Origin of the sequence: Aeromonas sp. 159 (assembly GCF_963862045.1) — a bacterium.
GTDB lineage: Bacteria > Pseudomonadota > Gammaproteobacteria > Enterobacterales > Aeromonadaceae > Aeromonas > Aeromonas veronii.
The window spans coordinates 1-19,218 of record NZ_CAWLMI010000021.1 but is presented as its reverse complement, the minus strand read 5'-3'; the positions used below and the strand labels follow the sequence as shown (position 1 = coordinate 19,218).

Sequence of the window (19,218 nt, the reverse complement as noted above, 5' to 3'; positions counted from 1 at the left end):
GCTCCCCTTTTCCATATCTTGCGATCTTACTCGCGACGCGTCTTGATTCATGCGCTGCCACTTCCCCTTTATATAGGGAGTACATATATGGATTCATCTGCTGATTTCATATATAGAAAGCGCCACCTTGCCAGGGAGAATGGCACCATGTCGTTGCGCATTTTCTATCACCCCCTCTACTCCTCCCTGACGCTACCCGAGCGCCATCGCTTCCCGCTGGCCAAGTATCAAGGGCTGTTTGAACGCCTGCTGGTGCAGGGTTACCCCCTGGGCGAAGCGCCCGCCGCTACCCGGGAGCAAATCTGTCGCATTCACGATGCCGATTATGTCGCGGCGGCCCTGAACGGCCAGCTGGCAGATCGCGCCATCCGCAAGATCGGTTTTCCCTGGTCACCCATGCTGATGGAGCGCACCTTGCGCTCGGTGGGTGCCACCGTTGCCGCCAGCCGCTATGCGCTTGAGCAGGGATGCGGCTTGCAGATCTCCGGTGGCTACCACCACGCCCATCGGGATCACGGCAGCGGTTTTTGTCTGTTCAACGATTTGGTGATTGCCGCCCAGGCTTGCCTCGACGAGGGGCACTGTGAACAGGTGCTGATCGTCGATCTCGATGTGCATCAGGGGGATGGCAGTGCGGCCCTGTGCGCCGAACGGCGCGATATCATCACCCTCTCCCTCCATGGGGAGCACAACTTTCCCCATCACAAAGCCACCTCTCACCTCGACTTTCCGCTGCCAAGCGGCATGACGGACGATGCCTATCTCACCACACTGCAACAGGCACTCTCGCTGGCACTGCGGCTCTATTCGCCGGATCTCATCCTCTATCAGGCAGGCGTCGATGTGCATCATGCCGACGAGCTTGGTTATCTCTCCTTGAGCGATGAAGGGGTTCGCCTGCGCGATGCCATGGTATTTGACTGTGCAATCAAGCATGGGTTGCCCATCGCCGCTGTGCCCGGTGGCGGCTATCGCCGCGACTGGCAACAGCTGATCCCGCTTCATATGTCGCTGTTTGAGGCGGCGCGCCACCGTTTTGGTTGATGGCATGGCTTTATAGCGCGGACACCCCATCAGAGTGGGCGGCATTTCACCAGATAAAACAGAAGAGGCGACCCTTGGGGTCGCCTCTTCGTGTTTCGTCATCTGGGTCACACAAGCTCGCTAGCTCGCTCGCAGTCAGGCAAGCTCGGGACGCCTGAGGATAACTATTTCTGACGCTTGCGGGCGTACTTGCGACGGGCGCGAGCCTGACGCTCCTCTTCCCGCTCGGCCTTCTCTTTGGCTTTTTGCTCGGCTTCTGCGGCGGCTTCGACAATCTCGACGCTCACCATCTCCGGCGTCTCCAGCGAGATGCGGCCAAGCAAGCCGGAGCGGAACTCGTTGATCAGGATCTCGGACGCCTTGTGCAGGTCGGCCAGCCCCCCTTTGCGCATAAACGCCCGCTGGCGGGCGATCATCTCCAGCAGCTCGATCTCGGTCTCGGGCAACTCGTCAATCTGGTAGCGCGCCTTGATCCGCTCCGGATAGGCCTTGATGAAGTAGTCAGCGGCGAACATGGCGATATCGGCATAGTCGAACACAGTGTCTTTGATGGCCGCGGTGATGGCCAGACGATAACCGCAGGAGGGCGGGTTGAGCTTGGGCCAGAGAAAACCCGGGGTATCGGTCAGGATAACGTTGTTATCCAGCTTGATCCGCTGCTGGGACTTGGTCACCCCCGCCTCGTTGCCGGTACGGGCGATGATGCGCCCCGCCAGAGTATTGATCAGAGTGGACTTGCCCACGTTGGGGATCCCCATGATCATCGCCCGCACGCCGCGCAGCTCAAAATTGCGCTCCGGCAGCATTTCGTGGCAGAGGGTCAGCAGTTGCTTGATCTTCTCCGGCTCTTGTTGCGTCAGCGGCAGCGCCTTGATCCCCTTCTCTTTTTCCATGTGCGCCACCCACAGATCGGTGATCGCCGGATCGGCCAGGTCCGCCTTGTTCAGCACCTTGATCACCGGGGTATCACCACGCAGCTCGGGCACCAGCGGGTTTTCGCTGGAGAAGGGGATGCGGGCATCGAGCATCTCGATGATCACATCGACCTGGGGCATGACCTCGGCAATCTCTTTGCGGGCCTTGTGCATGTGACCGGGGAACCAGTTGATGGACATATCCGTTACTCTCTGTGGGGGCTGCTGGCGCGCGCATGAAACAACAGGCGCTCTGCCGCGGGCATCGAACGAAGGGGGCGCATTTTACCTGCTGCGGGCCTCTTTTGACAGGTCATTCTAACCATCACCTCATCAAATCAGCAAACCGCCGAGGCGGAGCGACCTTGCCGGAAACGACCGGACCAACTGGCTCAATTGATAGATAACATATTGATATAGTGTAACATTTTTATCACTTTTTCACACAACCGTCACCGATAGTCAGTAAAAGTGTCATCTGCCCCCTCTAGGCTGCGCTCAGGTTTTACAAGGAGCGAACCCCAATGAGAAAAATGGCAGGACTTGCAGTGATGATCGGCGCCGCCCTGGCTGCCGGCTGCAAATCAGACAATGACACGGTGGCGACCAAGCCCGCAGCCCAACCCACCAACGTCATCTTCTTCCTCGGTGACGGCATGGGCCTCAACACCCTGACGGCAGCCCGCATCTACGGTGTCGGCGAAGAGGGTGATCTCACCATCGATACCCTGCCAGAGACGGCCTTTATCAAGACCTTCTCCCACGATGCCCAGGTCACTGACTCGGCCCCCTCCATGGCGGCCTACATGACCGGGGTCAAGAGCAACAACGGCGTCATCAGCATGGACGGCGACGCCACCTATGAGAGCGACTGCAGCAAGAGCGCCGGCAAGCCGGTGACCACCCTGCTGGAGCTGGCCAAAGCCGATGGCCGCGGTACCGGCGTGGTAACCAGTACCCGGGTGACCCACGCCACCCCGGCGGCTACCTATGCCCATATCTGCAACCGGGATCTGGAGGCAGATATCGCCGTCCAGCTGGTACCGGGCGGCAAAGGCTACAACAGCGCCCTCAAGGAGGGGCTGGATGTGGTGCTCGGTGGCGGCAGCAGTTTCTTCCTGCCCAAAGCTGACAAGGGCAAGCGGGAAGATGGCCGCAACCTCATCAGCGAAATGCAGGCCAAGGGCTACCAGTTTGCCAGCAATCTGGATGAGCTGAACAAGGCCGATGCGGGCAAGCCGCTGCTGGGACTGTTTGGTTCCAGTCACATGAAATATGACCTGGACCGCCCTGCCAGCGAGCCGTCACTGGCCCAGATGACCCTGGCTGCCATCAAGCAGCTCAAGGGCAAAGAGAAGGGTTACTTCCTGATGGTGGAAGGGGGTCGCATCGACCACGCCCTGCACGACACCAACGCCAAGCGGGCGCTGCAGGACACTATCGCCTTCGACAACGCCATCAAGGCTGCTATCGACGAGGTGAAAAAGAGCGACCCCGAGCTGAAAAACACCCTGATCGTGGTCACCGCCGATCACGACCACACGCTCGTGCTCAACGGCTATGCCAAGCGCACCGGCAAGACCACCACCGACAACCCCGGCGTACTCGGGCTGGTGAAGAACTACGAGACTGGCGAGCCAAGCAAGGATAGCGAGGGCATGCCCTACACCATCATAGGTTTTGGCAACGGCTACAACCGGGTGGATGGCCCGCGCAGCAGCGTCGCCCCGCTCGACGATGCCACCGTCTCCGCCAATGACTACCACCAGGAAGTGGTGGTCAAGGTAGGCGAAATCGGCAACGAGACCCACGGCGGCACCGATGTCTTCCTCGGCGCCATCGGCAAGGGGGCTGACAGCTTCCATGGCTCACTCGATAACACCGCCGTGTTCGGCAAGATCAAGGCTGCGGCCAAGCTGTAAGGAGCACTTTCATGAGCAAACAGATGAACACATCCATCAAGCACACGCTGGTCTGCGCCGCCCTGTTCAGTGCGCTGGGCGCAACCTCCCAGGCACAGGCCGGTGATGCCAAAAACGTCATTCTCTTTATCGGTGATGGCATGGGGCCTACCGTGCTCACCGCCACCCGCCTGTTCAAGGTGGGAGAAGAGGGCAATCTGGAGATGATGAAACTGCCGCGCAGTGCCCGCATCAAGACCTTCTCCAACGATGCCCAGACCACCGACTCGGCCCCCTCCATGGCGGCCTACACCACCGGGGTCAAGATGAACAACGAGGTGATCGCCATGAGCAGCGACACCAAAGCCGTCGCCCCCGGCAAAGACGTCAATGGCAACAAAACAGTCAACAATTGCAGCAGCGATAACGGCAAGCCGGTGCCCACCATCCTGGAGCTGGCCAAGGCGGCAGGCAAATCGGTCGGGGCCGTCACCACCACCGAGCTGACCCACGCGACCCCGGCGGCTACCTACGCCCACATCTGCCATCGGGATGCCGCTTATGACATCGCTGCACAAGCTGTTCCGGGAGGAACTGGTTTCAACCAGGCGCTTGGGGATGGGGTCGATGTGCTGATGGGCGGTGGCGCCAACCACTGGACTCCCTACAGCGCCAGCAACAAGGGCGGTCGCAATGACAACCGCGACCTGACCGCGGAGATGAAGGCACAGGGATACAGCTATGTCACCACCCAAAGTGAACTGGCCAAGGTCACCAGTGGCAAGGTGCTCGGTCTGTTCAGCAGCAAATCCCACCTCGACTACGAGCTGGATCGGGTCGCCAAGGGGGCTGCCAATACCCAGCCGTCCCTCTCCGAAATGACCGCCAAGGCGATCGACCTGCTGAGCAAGAACAGTCAGGGTTACTTCCTGATGGTAGAGGGTGGCCGTATCGATCACGCCCTGCACGGCACAAATGCCAAGCGCTCGCTCACCGACGCGGTGGCGCTGGATGAGGCGGTCAAGACGGCGCTGGGTAAAGTGGATCTCAACAATACCCTGATCGTGGTCACCGCCGACCATGACCACACCATGACCATTAACGGCTACTCCGCCAAGGGCAATCCGGTGCTGGATCTGGTGAAAAATGGCGATGGCTCGACCCAGAACGATGCGGATGGCAAGCCCTTCACCACCCTGGTGTTCGGTAACGGCCCCAACCGCCCCGATGTACGCCCCGTCCTCACCAGCGATCAGGTGATGGCCAATGACTATCTGCAGGAGACCGGTGTCAAACTGACATCGGAAACCCACGGCGGCGGCGATGTGATGCTGTTTGCCGATGGCGCCGGCAGCAACCGCTTCAAAGGCACACTGGATAACACCAAGGTGTTTGGCAAACTGCGGGAGGCGCTCGGCCTGTAAGCAGCAGGGGCCCGGGTGCATCTGAGCAATTGACTCAGCGGCCCGGGCCCCGGTTCTTTCGAGCGACAGATGATGATGCGACTTTTGCTTTCGTTATGGCTGCTTGGCAGCACCCTCGCCTTCCCCCTGCATGCTGACGACACGCCCCCGGATCTCGCCGCCCGGATCAGCTATCACGACCGGAACACCGGCAGCGATGGCATCGCCAGAGAGAGTGTCTGGCAAGAGAAGTGGCTGCGCGTGGGCAATCAGGTGTGGAGCCAGCGGCTCATTCCCCTCCCCCTTGCCCGTGCCTATCACGCCACTCACGACGCCACGCCCGGCCACAAGCACTTTACCCACCAGATGGCGGCCCGCTGGGTCAGTCGCAGTGATGAGGGTGAACTTCAGCTGCGCTATGCCGACAGCTGGCACAACCAGCTGGTTGAAGTACCGGTGGAAGAGTATGGCCAGGTGGCCTTCAAACCCGACTGGCCGCGGATCCGCCATCTCGTCAACCCGGCGCTGATCGAGGGGATGACACCGCTGGATGAGGCCGCCCCCGAGCAGGCCCGCTGGTATGAAAAGCGCGAAGGGCAGCAACGAACCCGCATTCTCTGGTCGAGTCAGTGGCAGATCCCGCTGGTGGTCGAATCGGCCAGTCTCGATGGCTATCGCAGCTACCGGATGGAGGTGACCCTGCGCAAGCTGCCTGCTCAGCTCCCCTGGCAGCAACTCGCTGATTACGAAGCGCGCGATCTGCGGGATTTCTTCGACTGAGATCCCAACCCCTCAGCGAGCCCAACGACAACGCAGGCAGGAATGTTACACTCTGCTCATTCGACTCTGACTCACGACCTTGATGCGCACTCTCTGCCTGCCTTTTTTGACCCTGCTGTTGTTGCTGGTGAACACCGGTGCCCAGGCTATTGTGCTGGTGGCGGCCGAGCTACCCCCCTATGTCATTCGCTCCTTTCACGGCAAACCAAGCGGTGTCGCCATCGAGATCATGGAAGAGGCCGCGCGACGCCTCAAAGAACCGCTCACCATCGAGCTGATGCCACTGGCCAGAGCCCTGACTCAGGCTATCCACCGCAAGGATGTGCTGCTGATCCCGCCGGTACGCAGCACTCAACGGGAACACCTCTACTACTGGGTAACACCGATACTCGATGACGATTTTGTCATCGTCAGCGATCGCCGCTTTCATCCTTCTCCCCTCAAAGTGACAGATCTCCCACCGCTGCAGATCGGCACCTTGCGCTACTCCTTCGGTCAGCATCTGCTCAGACAACGACTTAAGCTTGAAAGTGATACCGTGGCCACCGAGAAGCTCAATGCCCAGAAATTGCATCGGGGCCGTATCGATGCCTGGGTGGCCGCCTGGAACGCCATCCTCTACAACCAGCGCCTTGGTGATTTGCCAACCGACCGGCTGGCACGTGGGGAGACTCTTATGAGTACCCAATTTTATGTCGCCGCCAGCAAGGAGTTCCCCTTCACCGAGGGACGTCGCTGGCAAGCCGTAATCGACGAGATGCGCCATGATGGCACACTGGCGCGGATCATCCGTCAGTACAACTATCAGGCTCCTGAGTAGTCACTCAATCACGGTTGCCAAGGCCGGCCAGAATGGTTATGGTAGCCCCATGAAAATACTCGCTATTTCCTCGCATTTGCTCACACCCTGCTGAGCCCCCGCCTCGCTCCTTCGGCCGCGAGTCGCTTGGGGGCATGGCATTTTCAATCGATTAAACCTGTTGAATCCATTTTTGTAACACTTTGCGTGATGGCCAACCTGCACCCGCCGGTATGGGCCTATCCGCTATTGATAAGGAATATCTTATGAAACAACCTCATCTGGTTATCTCCAGCCTTGATCTGGACCGTATCGAACAACTGCTCGGCAACCACCCGCAGCATCTGGCCCTGCAAGAGGAGCTGGACCGCGCCGAGATCCGCGAACCGGCCGACATGCCGCCGGACGTGGTCACCATGAACAGCAAGGTTCGCTTCAAGATGCAGAGCAGCGGCAACGAATTCTGCCTCACCTTGGTCTACCCGCGCGATGCCAAAGGCGACGAGAGCAACATCTCGGTACTGGCGCCGGTAGGCAGCGCCCTGCTCGGCCTGAAAGTGGGCGACAGCATCGCCTGGCCGGGCCCGGCCGGTCGCACCATCGAGGTCGAAATTCTGGAAGTGGTCTATCAGCCGGAGCGCGCCGGCGAGCTGCACCGCTGAGTCCCCCGGGCTGGTCATCCCCTGTTGATCAGCCCGCTTGCTCGCCCTTGCCAGCTGATCCCGATCAAGCTTTGCGCACCTTGCCCCCCGGTTTTTAGCCCCTTTTCCTGCTGCTGCTTGAGCCTGACTCGGGGGGCAGGTATCTTGTTGGCCGCGTCATGGTCATGACGCACCGAATTTCAGGCTGACATCATGATAAAAATTGCCCTCATCGACGATCACCAGATCGTCCGATCCGGTTTTGCCCAACTGCTCAATCTGGAGCCAGACCTGCAGGTGGTCGCCGAATTCGGCTCCGCCAGCGATGCCCTTGCCGGCCTGCCCGGCAGCGGGGCGCGAGTCTGCGTCTGCGACATCTCGATGCCCGACCAATCGGGGCTGGATCTGCTCAAGCAGCTCCCCTCCGGTCTGGCCGTGGTGATGCTCTCGGTACATGACAGCCCCGCCCTCATCGAGCAGGCGCTGCAGACCGGCGCCAAGGGATTTCTCTCCAAGCGGTGCAGTCCGGACGAGCTGATCGCCGCGGTGCGTACCGCCGCCCAGGGGGGGTGTTATCTGACGCCGGACATCGCCCAGAAACTGGCCAGCAGCAGCCGGGATCCCCTCACCAATCGGGAGCGGGAGATTGCCCAGTTGCTGGCCCAGGGGCTGGAGGTGAAAGCCATCGCCGAGCAGCTCGGCCTCTCCCCCAAGACGGTTCACGTCCATCGTGCCAACCTGATGGACAAGCTCAAGGTCAGCAACAACGTCGAGCTGGCCCACCGCATGCTGGATAGCTGGTGATCTCCCGTTTTGCCAGCTATGTCGCCATCGCGCTGGCGGCCTGCTTCATCTTTGCCGCTGGCTGGTTTTGCCTCTGGAGCATCAGCCTGCATCTGGCGGGTGGCCCGGCGCTGGCGGTGCTGCTGTTCCCCTTCGGCCTGCGCCTCGGGTTGCTGCTGCAAAGTCCCGGCCACTACTGGCCGCCGCTGTTGCTGTGCGAAGGACTGCTGCTCTACTGGCTCAATCTGGAGGTGGGGCTGCCCCACTGGCCTTGGCTGGTCGCGGGCAGTCTGCTGACCCTGCTACCGCTGCTGATTGCCCGTCGCCAACAGGTGCGCAACGACTGGCAGCAACTGTTGCTGCTGCTCGCCACCGTCACGGCGGCGGCGCTGCTGCAAGCCCTGCTCTGGCATCTGGCCGGGGAAGATGGCCTCTCGGCCCTGCTGCTCAGCCTGACCGGCGGTCTGACGCTGACCTCCACCTGCATGCTGATCTGGCACTACCTCACTCGTGCCACCTGGGTGCCGCTGGGACCTGCGCTGGTGGATCAGCCGGTAGAGTGGCGCTTTCGCCATCTCGTCTGGTATCTGCTGCTGTTCGTATTGAGCCTCTGGCTGCAACTGGGATTGCCCAACTCGCTGGTGCGCTTCACCCCGTTTTGTCTCGCCATCCCCATCATCGCCATGGCGTGGCGCTACGGCTGGCAGGGGGCGCTGCTCGCCACCCTGATGAACACCATCGCCCTGCTGGCCAGTCAGGCCTGGCATGACCACCCCCTCGATCTGCTGCTCTCCCTGCTGGCTCAGAGCCTCACCGGCCTGCTGCTCGGCGCCGGGATCCAGCGCCAGCGCGAACTCAATCAGGCGCTAACCCGCCAGCTCGCCCACAATCGCCAGCTCACCGAGCGGCTGCTGGAGACCGAGGAGAGCATCCGCAAGGAGGTAGCGCGCGAGCTGCACGACGATATCGGCCAGACCATCACCGCCATTCGTACCCAGGCAGGGATCGTGCGCCGCCTCGCTCCCGACAATGCCGGTGTGGGCCAGAGCAGCGCCCTGATCGACACACTGTCGCTCGGGATCTACGACGCGGTGCGCGGCCTGCTCGGGCGGCTGCGCCCGCGCCAACTCGACGACATGACTCTTGAACAGGCGGTACGGGCACTGCTCAGAGAACTGGAGCTGGAACGTCACGGCATCGTCACCCGTCTGGAGTGGCAGCTGGCAGATGGGGATCTCTCTGATGCCCAGCGGGTCACCCTGTTTCGGGTCTGTCAGGAGGGGCTCAACAACGTGGTCAAACATGCCAACGCCCACTCGGTCACCATTCGCGCCCGGGCCAGCGGCGAGCAGTTGCAACTGGTTCTGGAAGATGATGGCCGCGGTTTGCCGGAAAGCCGCCCGCAACAGGGCTATGGCCTGCTTGGCATTCGCGAGCGGGTACAGGCGCTCGGGGGTAGTCTGCAACTCTCCTGCATCCACGGCACCCAGCTGACGGTCAACCTGCCCAGTCGCAGACGGGAAGAGAGTCATGGCTAATCACCACCAGAGGGCCTGCCTGTGCTGAGTTTTATGAGAAGTGCGCCGCCCCGGCCCCTTATCCGGGATCAGGCCGAGATCGATGCCACCTATCGCCACTGGCGGGTGCACCTGCTGCTGACCATGTATCTGGGCTATGCGGTCTTCTACTTCACCCGCAAGAGCTTCAACTTCGCCATGCCGGACATGCTGGCGAGCGGCATGCTGGACAAGTCCGATATCGGCATGCTCTGGACTCTGTTCTACATCACCTACGGCTGCTCCAAGTTCTTCTCCGGCATCATCAGTGACCGCGCCAACCCGCGCTACTTTATGGGTGTCGGACTGATGGCCACCGGCGTTATCAATATCCTGTTCGGCCTCTCGTCGGCACTCTGGATGTTTGCCGCCCTTTGGGTCGCCAACGCCTTCTTCCAGGGCTGGGGCTGGCCCCCTTGCTCCAAGCTGCTCACCAGCTGGTATTCGCGCACCGAGCGCGGGGTCTGGTGGTCGGCCTGGAACACAGCTCACAACGTCGGCGGGGCGCTCATCCCCCTTATCGTCAGCACCATCGCCCTGCAGCATGGCTGGCGCTACGGCATGATAGCGCCCGGCCTTATCGCCATCATCGCGGGATTGTTCCTCTGCTGGCGACTGCGGGATACCCCGAGCGCCATGGGGTTGCCATCGGTGGGCGAGTGGCGTAAGGATGCGATGGAGCTGGCCCAGCAGACCCAGGATGCGGGGCTCTCCCACCGCCAGATCCTGCGCAAATATGTGCTGGGCAACCCCTATATCTGGCTGCTCGCCTGCTGCTACGTGTTGGTCTATGTGGTACGCACCGCCATCAATGACTGGGGCAACCTCTACATGACCGAGCAGCGCGGCTTCAATCTGATGAGCGCCAACTCGGCCATCTCCATGTTCGAGGTGGGGGGCTTTATCGGCGCCCTGGTGGCGGGCTGGGGATCGGACAAGCTGTTCAACGGCAACCGTGGCCCGATGAACCTCATCTTTGCGGTGGGGATCCTGCTGGCGGTGGGATCGCTCTGGCTGATGCCCTTCTTCAGCTATGTGATGCAGGCAGCCTGCTTCTTCACCATCGGCTTCTTCGTGTTTGGCCCCCAGATGCTGATCGGCATGGCGGCAGCGGAGTGCTCCCACAAAAACTCGGCGGGAGCGGCCACCGGCTTTGTCGGTCTCTTTGCCTACATGGGGGCGGCGCTGTCGGGCTATCCGCTGGCCAAGGTGATGGAGATCTGGCACTGGAACGGCTTCTTCGTGGTGATCTCGGTGGCGGCGGGCGTCTCGGCCCTGCTGCTGCTCCCCTTCCTCAAGGCGCAGGCACCGAGAACAGCTCAAGCTCCGTCAGAGTAATGGACGGCAGCTGACGAGCTATATCCGGCAAGCAGAAACAAACAGGGCGCGGATCACCGCGCCCTGCTGTTATTCCTGAACCTATTCCGGCATCAGGCAGCCTGACAGACCCGGTTCTTTCCTTCCCGCTTGGCCCGATAGAGAGCGTCATCCGCACGGCTGAACAGGCTGTCAAAGTGCCACTCACCCTGCCAGTGAGCAATACCCATGCTGACGGTGATATGGATCCCCTCTACCTCGCAGGCCGCAAGCTGAACCCGCAGTGACTGACAACGGGCAATCGCCTCCTCTGCGGTGGCATGGCGAAACAACAGCACAAACTCCTCGCCCCCAAAGCGACTGGCCAATACTCCCTCCAGCTCGCGCAGTGCCAACCCGACCCGCTCCAGCACCCGATCCCCCACCTCATGGCCATGCCGATCGTTGATCTGCTTGAAGTCATCCAGATCGAGCACCGCCAGCGCCCCCTGCTGTGCAGGGCGTCCCCGGGCCAGACGCTCCATAAAACCACGGCGATTGAACAAGCCGGTCAGCGGGTCATGACTGGCCTGATAGCGCAGCTCCAGCGCACGGTGCTGGTTGCAGAGCAGCAGCACCCCGAAGGTGAGCATGGAGCTACCCACCAGCATGGAGACATAGGGCAACACGTTGAACAGCTGACGCTGGAACGGGCTTTCGATCACCTCGCCCCACACGGTAAACATCCGCATCAGGGTCATGGCGATCAGCACCAGATTTAGGCCAATCAGCACCCAGACCGCCACCTGATAATCGGGTCGACCGTGACGCCAGAGCTGCCAGATGATGAGCGAACTGAGCATGAGGAAAGTGGCGCTGCTGATCATCACCCGCACCGCAATCCGGCCATCGATGGCGACCGACCAGGTCATGATGGCGGCAAACAGCAGGATGAATCCCCAGCAGACAGGCCAGCCCGGCGATTGACGGAAGAAACAGCGTTGGGCGACCAGCAGCAACGACACATGAAAAATCAGGAACACATTGCCCACCCAGGAGCCATAGGGGGTGGGTGTCAGCAGCAGACTGGCAAACCCCGCCTGACCCAGCATGGCAAACAGACTGGACCACCACCAGACTCCGACGCCGGGAATATCGTTGTGGGTAACGCGAATGATGGTGAGAGTGAGGAAACCGAGACAATAGCCACACAAGGCCATGATCATCAAGGTAAAAATATCCAGCTTAAGCAGCAGTGAGGCGTCCATACCAAAGCCATGCAGAGAGGGTAACTGAGTATATGAGAAGCGTTTGCCAAGACCCAGTGCGACTTGATGGTTTTCACAATAAAGCCGTTCGTTTGCTGACAAACAGAGCCATGCGTGTGATATCCCACCAATGCGTATTCGTATCAACCCCATAAAAAGCCTCTTACGGAGCCCAATAACTCAATAAGAGCCGCAAGCGGCGCCCTGACTTTGTAACAAAATGTCTTGGGGATAATTTGGGCTTGAACCCACTCAATTAGATAGATATGTTGTTTTCGTGTGATTTTATGAATGAAGCCATGAGCAATAAATGTCTCTAACCTGTTGAGTCTTCTGACACAATCTGTTTTTGGTACATTTTTCACTCAACCACTATTCATAGCATCTCATATGGGGCTTTTGTCCCGCTCAAGACATTCATCCTGTCTTGCCTGTTGCCGGATGCAGCAGTCTCTTGTGCCACGGAGTCGCACGGGATCAGGTTCAAGGCCGAACACACCACCGACAGAGACGTCACTTATGATCAAAAAACTGATTCTTTCTACCCTGCTGTTTTGCGGGATCGCCACGGCGGCCCCGACACCTGCCCCCACCTCCACCCTGGATGCCGTGCTCGAACGCGGCGTGCTGCGAGTCGGCTTCGACGCCGGCTATCAACCCTTCGAGATGACCAACAAGCAGGGCCAGTACATCGGCTTTGACGTGGATCTCGCCAAGATGGTCGCCAAAGAGATGGGCGTGAAGGTCGAATTCGTCAACACCGCCTGGGATGGCATCATTCCGGCGCTGCTGACCAACAAGTTCGACGTCATCATGGGCGGCATGACCGTCACTCCCCAGCGCAACCTGCGGGTCAACTTCGCCGATCCTTACATCGTGGTCGGCCAGACCATAGTCCTGCGCAAAGAGAAGGCGAGCGAAATCAAATCCTTCACCGACCTCAACGACCCGAAATACAAGATCGCGGTCAAGCTCGGCACCACCGGCGAGCAGGCAGTCAAGCGCCTGATCCCCAAAGCCACCCTGCTGCAGTTTGAAACTCAGGATGACGCCAAGCTGGAAGTGATCAACGGCAAGGTCGATGCGTTCGTCTATGACCTGCCCTACAACGCTATTTTCGCCTCCCAGAATCAGGGCGCCGTGGTGCACCTCGACAAGCCATTCACCTTCGAGCCGCTGGCCTGGGCCATCCGCAAAGGGGATCAGGACACCCTCAACTGGTTCAACAACTACCTGCGCCAGATCAAGGGCGATGGCAGCTACGACCGTCTCTACAAGAAGTGGTTCGAATCCAACGCCTGGCTGAATCAGCTCAAATAACCTCCGGGGGGCGGCACATGCCGCCCCTGCACCACGCAGCTCCCCACACAATAACGAGAAGAGGTTGTGACTGTGCACACACCCAAACCGACAAGACAGATGGAAAAACAACCCAATCAGCTGCTCTGGCATGGGGTTTTCCTGCTGATGCTGCTGGTTGCCGTATTCGGCATCTACAAGGCTGTCCAGTCAGTGGATTACACCTGGCGCTGGGAACGCATTCCCCAATACATCGCCTATCAGGCCGAACAGAAGAATCTCGCCGAATTTGACGGCACCGTGATGGCGGGCACCAGCGAGGCCGAGAAGGGCAAGCTGTTCCTGCAAGACGATCTCGATCCCAATGTGCGGCAAGCCATCGCCAGTACCGGCGTACAAGTCGCCGAAGGGGATACCGTTTTTCGTGGCGATACCCTCGACACCCAACTGAGCTGGACCGCCGGCCCCATCGCCTGGGGCGTCTGGGTCACCGTCAAGCTCTCGCTGGTGGCGGGCATCTTCGCCATCCTGCTCGGTACCCTGGCCGGGCTGGCGCGTCTCTCCCCCAATCCCGCCCTGCGCAATCTGGCGGTCACCTACGTTGAGCTCATCCGCGGCACGCCGCTGCTGGTTCAGATCTTCATCGTCTACTTCTTTATCGGCACCGTGCTGAACCTCGATCGCTTCACCGCCGGGGTCGCCGCGCTGGCGGTCTTTACCGGTGCCTATGTGGCGGAGATCGTCCGCGCCGGCATCAGCTCCATTCACAAGGGGCAGATGGAGGCGGGCCGCAGCCTGGGCATGACCTCTGCCCAGACCATGCGCTACGTCATCCTGCCGCAGGCGTTCAAGCGGGTGCTGCCACCGCTGGCAGGCCAATTCATCAACCTCATCAAGGACTCCTCGCTGGTCTCGGTCATCTCCATCACCGATCTGACCAAGGCGGGGCGCGAGGTGGTGAGCTCCACCTTCAGTCCGTTCGAGGTGTGGTTTACCGTCGCCCTGCTCTATCTGGTGCTGACCGGCACCCTCTCTTTCCTGGTACGCCGTCTTGAGGTGAAATATGCACGCAGCAACTGACCCCATCATCAAGGTGCAACAGGCGTCGAGAAGTGCAGCCATCACCGACACCCTCTTCGCCTTCCCGGTTCGTTTTCTGGAGGTGAAATATGCACGCAGTAACTGATCCCATCATCAAGGTGCAACAGGCATCGAGAAGTGCAGCCATCACCGGCACCCCCTTCGCCTTCCCGGTTCGTTTTCTGGAGGCAAAATATGCGCGCAGCAACTGATCCCATCATCAAAGCGACCGGCGTTGAGAAGTTCTACGGCAGCGAAGTGCACGCCCTGAAAAACGTCAGCACCCAGGTCGCCGAAGGGGAAGTGGTGGTGATCGTCGGCCCCAGCGGCTCCGGCAAATCCACCTTCCTGCGCACCCTCAACCAGCTGGAGACCATCAACGACGGCAACATCGTGGTGGACGGCATCTGCCTCACCCAGCCGGGCGATGTCAACAAGCTGCGGGAAGAGGTGGGTATGGTGTTCCAGTCCTTCAACCTCTTTCCCCACCTGACGGTGCTGGAGAACATCTGCCTAGCCCCGCAAAAGGTGCGGGGACTGTCGCGCCGTGAGGCCGAAGACAGAGCCAAGGCGCTGCTGCTGAAAGTGGGGCTGTCGGTGAAAGCAGCCAGCTATCCCTCCCAGCTCTCCGGTGGTCAGCAACAGCGGGTAGCCATTGCCCGGGCGCTCGCCATGCAGCCACGCATCATGCTGTTTGACGAGCCCACCAGTGCGCTCGACCCCGAAATGGTGGGGGAAGTGCTGGATGTGATGAAGGGGCTGGCCCGCGAAGGGATGACCATGGTGGTGGTGACCCATGAGATGGGCTTTGCCCGCGAGGTGGCGGATCGGGTGCTATTTATGGAGAGTGGCGAACTGCTGGTAGATGAAAAACCCGCCGATTTCTTCGACAATCCCCCCTCCCCGCGTCTGCGCCAGTTCCTGAGTCAGGTGCTGTAGCCAACATGCTCTGCTGGATAAACGAAGAGGGACCGCAAGGTCCCTCTGCTTGTGTGTCACGCTGAGCAGGCTTAACCCAGCTGAACCCGAGTGCCCATCTCATCGGCTCAGCGCGGGGACTTTCCCAGATAGCGCTCCACGATCACTTTCACCCCGTCACGTTTTTTGAGCTGATAGAGCTCCTTGTCAAACTGGTCGATAAAGGCCTGTTTGTAGGGGTACTCCCCCTTGCGGCTGTAGCCGAGAAACCCCTGCTCCTTGCTGAGCACCGGCCCCTGTTTGAGCAGGGACATATCGGCCACCGCCAGCTGATCGGCCTTTATCATGTTGAGCAACTCATAGAGCAGGGAGAGGCGATCATTGATGGTGCAATCGACCCGGCCGCGGACAATCTTGAGCAGGTTCTCCCGATTGCTTTTCACCTCCTCCACGTCGATCTGCTTCTCTTTTACCGCCTGCCAAAAGGCATCGCCGCCGACGGCAAAACCGGCGTTCATACCAAAGCGTAAACCATGATAGTCGAGCGGAAACCTGGCCTGCGGGGTATTGGCCGCCACACTGGCGCCGCACATCACCACCAGCTCTTCATCCAGCATCGGCTGGGAGTAGGGCCACATATAAGGGCGGGTATCGGGCATGTAGTAAGGTGGAAAAATAGCGAAGGCTGTCCCCTGTTCCACCATGCTCAGACCGCGCCGCCACGGCATGGGCTTGAGCACCACCTCATAGTCAGGCATGGCAGAGGTCACCTCGCGGATGATGTCAGCATAGATCCCCCTGACCTCCTCCCCCTCCTGCCAGGAGTAGGGGGGATAGGCGGCATCCGCCAGGATCTCGACCCGGGTCTTGGCGTGCGCCATCATGCACAACCCCAGCAACAAGCAACACCAGACGCGCATAAACCAGCACCTCCTGAAAAAGCCTGCATCAAGCATAGCCATCTGCCGCGCCTTCCTCTGCTGGCGCGCCATATTTCATGCCATCTCTTCGTTGGCAGAAAAATGTTAATGAAATATTAAAGCCATCCTTTATGCTGGAGAGCAATTGCTCTGAATGGATGGCCGCATATGGATGTGCAACTGCTTTTGCTCTACCTCTCCCCGGTTTTTCTGGCCTTTGTCGGCTGGGAGATGCTCTACCTGCGCAAACATGGCGCGGCCTTTCCCACCGCCACCTACCAGTGGCGGGATCTGTTCGCCAACGCCGCGCTGGCCCTGATGCACCAGGGGGGCGATGCGCTGGCGGCCATCGCCATTGCTTATCTGTATGACACCCTCTGGGGCTGGCGACTGTTCGATATCGAGCTGAATCTCTGGAGTGTGCTACTGCTGTTCCTGTTGCAGGATCTCTGTTACTGGCTGTTCCACTTCACCAGTCACCATGTTCGCTGGCTGTGGGCCTCCCATGTGGTGCACCACAGCTCGGAGCGGCTCAACCTCTCCACCGCTTTTCGCCAGAGCCTGATGTATCCCATCTCCGGCATGTGGCTGTTCTGGATCCCGATGATTGTCATCGGCTTCCCGCCCGAGGCAGTGGTCGCCACCGTGCTATTGAGTCTGGGCTTCCAGTTTTTCGTCCACACCCAGGTGGTGGGCAAGCTCGGCTGGCTTGAGTGGATCTTCAACACCCCCTCCCACCACAGGGTGCACCACGCCAGCAATGCCAAGTACATAGACCGCAACTTCGCCGGGGTGCTGATCATCTGGGATCGGCTGTTTGGCACCTTTGTCGAGGAGGACCCGGCCGAGCCGTGTCGCTTTGGCATCACCAAGCCGATCCACAGCTTCAACCCCCTCACCCTCACCTTCCATGAGTGGCGCGACATGCTGCGTGACGCCCGTGGCCTGCCCTGGCGACAAAAACTCGCGGTGCTGTTTGGCAAACCGGCCGGGCCTGCCAGCCGCTAGGCCTTCGCCCCGAACAGCAACTCCCGGATAGCAAGTCCCTGATAACAAGAGAGCGCCACTGTGGCGCTCTCTTTTATGGTCAGTCACATCTTCGATATCAGAGATGGGCAAACGACCAGACGGCGGGGATCAGGCTCAGCAAGGTCACTCCGGCCAACAGCCGCTCGCGACCACTCAGGCAAAGATCTGCGCCCAGCTGACGGCGGCTGTAGAGAAACAGCAGCAAGCCCGGCCCGTAGAGCAACAACGACAGCAGCAGATACTCCACCCCGGCGGCATAGAGCAGCCAGAAGCCGTAACCGCTCGACACCAGCGCCACCGCCCGCATCAGACCGCGGCCCTGCCCGCCCTCACCCTTCTTGCTGAACGAGAGCTTGAGCAAGAACAGCCCGATCAGCAGGTAGGGCACCAAAATCATCGAGGTGGAGATAAGCAGCAGGCTGGTGTAGCCCTTGCCGAGCAGCCACACCAGCAGCAGGCAAGTCTGCACCGTCAGGCTGGTGAGCCACAGCGATGCGATAGGCGTCCCGTTGCGGTTCTGGCGCCGGAAGATGGCGGGAAACGCACCGTGTCGGGCCGCGCTGAAGGGCACCTCGGCCGAGAAAAGGGTCCAGCTCACGTAGGAGGCAAGCACCGAGACGATCAGGCCGACGCTGATGAGCAGTTTGCCCCAGGAGCCGGTCATCTGGGCCATCAGCCCTGCCATGGAGGGGTTGGGCAGCGCCGCCAGCTCGGGTCGACTCAATATTCCGAGCGCCAGCACCGAGATAAGCACATAGAGCAGCAGTGCCAACACGACCCCCAGTACGGTGGCCGTGCCCACATCCCGCCGGTTTCGGGCGCGGGCCGACAGCACCGCAGCCCCCTCGATACCGGTGAAGACCCAGAGAGTGATCAGCATGGTATTGCGCACCTGCTCGGAAACCGGCACAGCCAGGCTACTGCCCTGCTGATCCGCCGCGAAGGTGACCGGATCGAACAAGTAGCAGGCAAACAGAATAAACAGCAGCAGCGGCAGGCTCTTGGCCAGGGTCGCCACCAAATTGAACAGCGCCGCCTGCTGCACGCCGCGGGCCACCAGCAGGTGCACAGCCCAGAGGATGCAAGACTCACCGACAAACGCCGCCAGAGTGTTTCCCTCGCCAAACCAGATCTGCTCGGGGGTGTCGACAAAGCTGCCCAGCGCGGCAAAGGCGATCACCAGATAGCCCACCACGCCGATGGTGGCGCAGAGCCAATAACCCCAGGCGGAGAAGAATCCCACCAGCTCGCCAAAACCGGCGCGGGCGTAGCTGTAGATACCGCCGTCGAGATCCGGCCTTAACCGCGACAGATAGAGAAAACTCATGGCGAGCGCCAGGATGCCCACACCCGTCACGCCCCAGCCGATCAGCACGGCGCGGGCGCCTGCCACCTCGGCCATGTTCTGGGGCAGGCTGAAAATCCCCGCCCCCACCATGGAGCTGAACACCAGCGCGGTGAGTGACCAGAGCCCAATCTTGCTCTCTTTCATGGATGCTCCTTAGCGCAACCGGCTGCTCAGCGCCTGAATATGCTCGGGACCGATACCGCAGCAACCGCCGATAAGGTTTGCCCCGGCCGCGCGCC

20 protein-coding genes are annotated in these 19,218 nt (G+C 60.4%); 15 read left to right on the top strand and 5 right to left on the bottom strand.

Translation table 11 applies throughout. The features are described from left to right. Positions 1–147: 147 nt before the first annotated feature. The gene (locus tag AACR14_RS04440; protein WP_019445276.1) at positions 148–1,044 is read left to right on the top strand and encodes a histone deacetylase family protein; all 897 of its coding nucleotides are present in this window, start codon (positions 148–150) and stop codon (positions 1,042–1,044) included. Between the two features lie 164 nt (positions 1,045–1,208). Here AACR14_RS04440 and ylqF read toward each other — a convergent pair whose 3' ends face one another. Then, positions 1,209–2,159 carry a ribosome biogenesis GTPase YlqF gene (gene ylqF, locus AACR14_RS04435; protein ID WP_005334061.1) on the bottom strand — a complete coding sequence of 317 codons (951 nt, stop codon included), beginning with the start codon at positions 2,157–2,159 and terminating at the stop codon, positions 1,209–1,211. A 323-nt stretch (positions 2,160–2,482) separates the two neighbouring features. Here ylqF and AACR14_RS04430 point away from each other — a divergent pair, with 323 nt between their 5' ends. From AACR14_RS04430 to AACR14_RS04395, 8 genes are all read left to right on the top strand, one after another. Next, a complete protein-coding gene (locus AACR14_RS04430) occupies positions 2,483–3,880 on the top strand; it encodes an alkaline phosphatase (protein WP_019445275.1) in 1,398 nt (465 codons plus the stop codon). Between the two features lie 11 nt (positions 3,881–3,891). After that, a complete protein-coding gene (locus AACR14_RS04425) occupies positions 3,892–5,283 on the top strand; it encodes an alkaline phosphatase (RefSeq protein WP_019445274.1) in 1,392 nt (463 codons plus the stop codon). Positions 5,284–5,355: 72 nt separating this feature from the next. Continuing rightward, positions 5,356–6,042, top strand: coding sequence for a hypothetical protein (locus AACR14_RS04420; protein ID WP_026034925.1), 687 nt, complete (start codon positions 5,356–5,358; stop codon positions 6,040–6,042). 82 nt (positions 6,043–6,124) lie between these two features. Continuing rightward, on the top strand, positions 6,125–6,862 hold the full coding sequence (locus AACR14_RS04415; RefSeq protein WP_019445272.1) for a substrate-binding periplasmic protein: 738 nt from the start codon (positions 6,125–6,127) through the stop codon (positions 6,860–6,862). A 245-nt stretch (positions 6,863–7,107) separates the two neighbouring features. Next, on the top strand, positions 7,108–7,503 hold the full coding sequence (rnk, locus tag AACR14_RS04410) for a nucleoside diphosphate kinase regulator (RefSeq protein ID WP_005334070.1): 396 nt from the start codon (positions 7,108–7,110) through the stop codon (positions 7,501–7,503). Positions 7,504–7,695: 192 nt separating this feature from the next. Beyond that, a complete protein-coding gene (uhpA, locus tag AACR14_RS04405) occupies positions 7,696–8,286 on the top strand; it encodes a transcriptional regulator UhpA (RefSeq protein ID WP_005334071.1) in 591 nt (196 codons plus the stop codon). After that, positions 8,283–9,803 carry a signal transduction histidine-protein kinase/phosphatase UhpB gene (uhpB, locus tag AACR14_RS04400; protein WP_019445271.1) on the top strand — a complete coding sequence of 507 codons (1,521 nt, stop codon included), beginning with the start codon at positions 8,283–8,285 and terminating at the stop codon, positions 9,801–9,803. Before uhpA ends, uhpB begins: the two co-directional genes overlap by 4 nt. Before the next feature lie 21 nt (positions 9,804–9,824). Continuing rightward, positions 9,825–11,159, top strand: coding sequence for an MFS transporter (locus AACR14_RS04395; protein WP_019445270.1), 1,335 nt, complete (start codon positions 9,825–9,827; stop codon positions 11,157–11,159). 92 nt (positions 11,160–11,251) lie between these two features. Here the strand turns inward: AACR14_RS04395 and AACR14_RS04390 are convergent, their stop codons facing one another. Beyond that, positions 11,252–12,385 (bottom strand): GGDEF domain-containing protein, encoded by a 1,134-nt coding sequence (locus AACR14_RS04390; protein WP_019445269.1) that lies wholly within the window; start codon positions 12,383–12,385, stop codon positions 11,252–11,254. A 519-nt stretch (positions 12,386–12,904) separates the two neighbouring features. On the opposite strand from AACR14_RS04390, the gene AACR14_RS04385 reads away from it, so the two are divergent. The 5 genes from AACR14_RS04385 (at position 12,905) to AACR14_RS04365 (ending at position 15,703) form a co-directional block, all read left to right on the top strand. After that, complete coding sequence (locus tag AACR14_RS04385) at positions 12,905–13,705, top strand: transporter substrate-binding domain-containing protein (protein WP_019445268.1); 801 nt, start codon at positions 12,905–12,907, stop codon at positions 13,703–13,705. A gap of 99 nt (positions 13,706–13,804) precedes the next feature. After that, a complete protein-coding gene (locus tag AACR14_RS04380) occupies positions 13,805–14,764 on the top strand; it encodes an amino acid ABC transporter permease (RefSeq protein ID WP_019445267.1) in 960 nt (319 codons plus the stop codon). After that, on the top strand, positions 14,748–14,870 hold the full coding sequence (locus AACR14_RS04375; protein ID WP_005350727.1) for a hypothetical protein: 123 nt from the start codon (positions 14,748–14,750) through the stop codon (positions 14,868–14,870). Before AACR14_RS04380 ends, AACR14_RS04375 begins: the two co-directional genes overlap by 17 nt. Beyond that, entirely contained in the window at positions 14,854–14,976 is a 123-nt protein-coding gene (locus tag AACR14_RS04370) for a hypothetical protein (RefSeq protein WP_019445266.1), read from the top strand. Before AACR14_RS04375 ends, AACR14_RS04370 begins: the two co-directional genes overlap by 17 nt. Next, complete coding sequence (locus tag AACR14_RS04365) at positions 14,960–15,703, top strand: amino acid ABC transporter ATP-binding protein (protein ID WP_019445265.1); 744 nt, start codon at positions 14,960–14,962, stop codon at positions 15,701–15,703. Before AACR14_RS04370 ends, AACR14_RS04365 begins: the two co-directional genes overlap by 17 nt. 107 nt (positions 15,704–15,810) lie before the next feature. Here AACR14_RS04365 and AACR14_RS04360 read toward each other — a convergent pair whose 3' ends face one another. After that, complete coding sequence (locus AACR14_RS04360) at positions 15,811–16,602, bottom strand: substrate-binding periplasmic protein (RefSeq protein ID WP_005334089.1); 792 nt, start codon at positions 16,600–16,602, stop codon at positions 15,811–15,813. 168 nt (positions 16,603–16,770) lie between these two features. Between AACR14_RS04360 and AACR14_RS04355 the strand changes: the two genes are divergently transcribed. Further along, the gene (locus AACR14_RS04355; protein ID WP_019445264.1) at positions 16,771–17,610 is read left to right on the top strand and encodes a sterol desaturase family protein; all 840 of its coding nucleotides are present in this window, start codon (positions 16,771–16,773) and stop codon (positions 17,608–17,610) included. A gap of 97 nt (positions 17,611–17,707) precedes the next feature. Here AACR14_RS04355 and AACR14_RS04350 read toward each other — a convergent pair whose 3' ends face one another. Beyond that, on the bottom strand, positions 17,708–19,123 hold the full coding sequence (locus AACR14_RS04350; RefSeq protein WP_019445263.1) for a basic amino acid/polyamine antiporter: 1,416 nt from the start codon (positions 19,121–19,123) through the stop codon (positions 17,708–17,710). A gap of 9 nt (positions 19,124–19,132) precedes the next feature. Next, on the bottom strand, positions 19,133–19,218 hold an 86-nt coding region (locus tag AACR14_RS04345), incomplete at its 5' end, for a homocysteine S-methyltransferase family protein (RefSeq protein ID WP_156808770.1).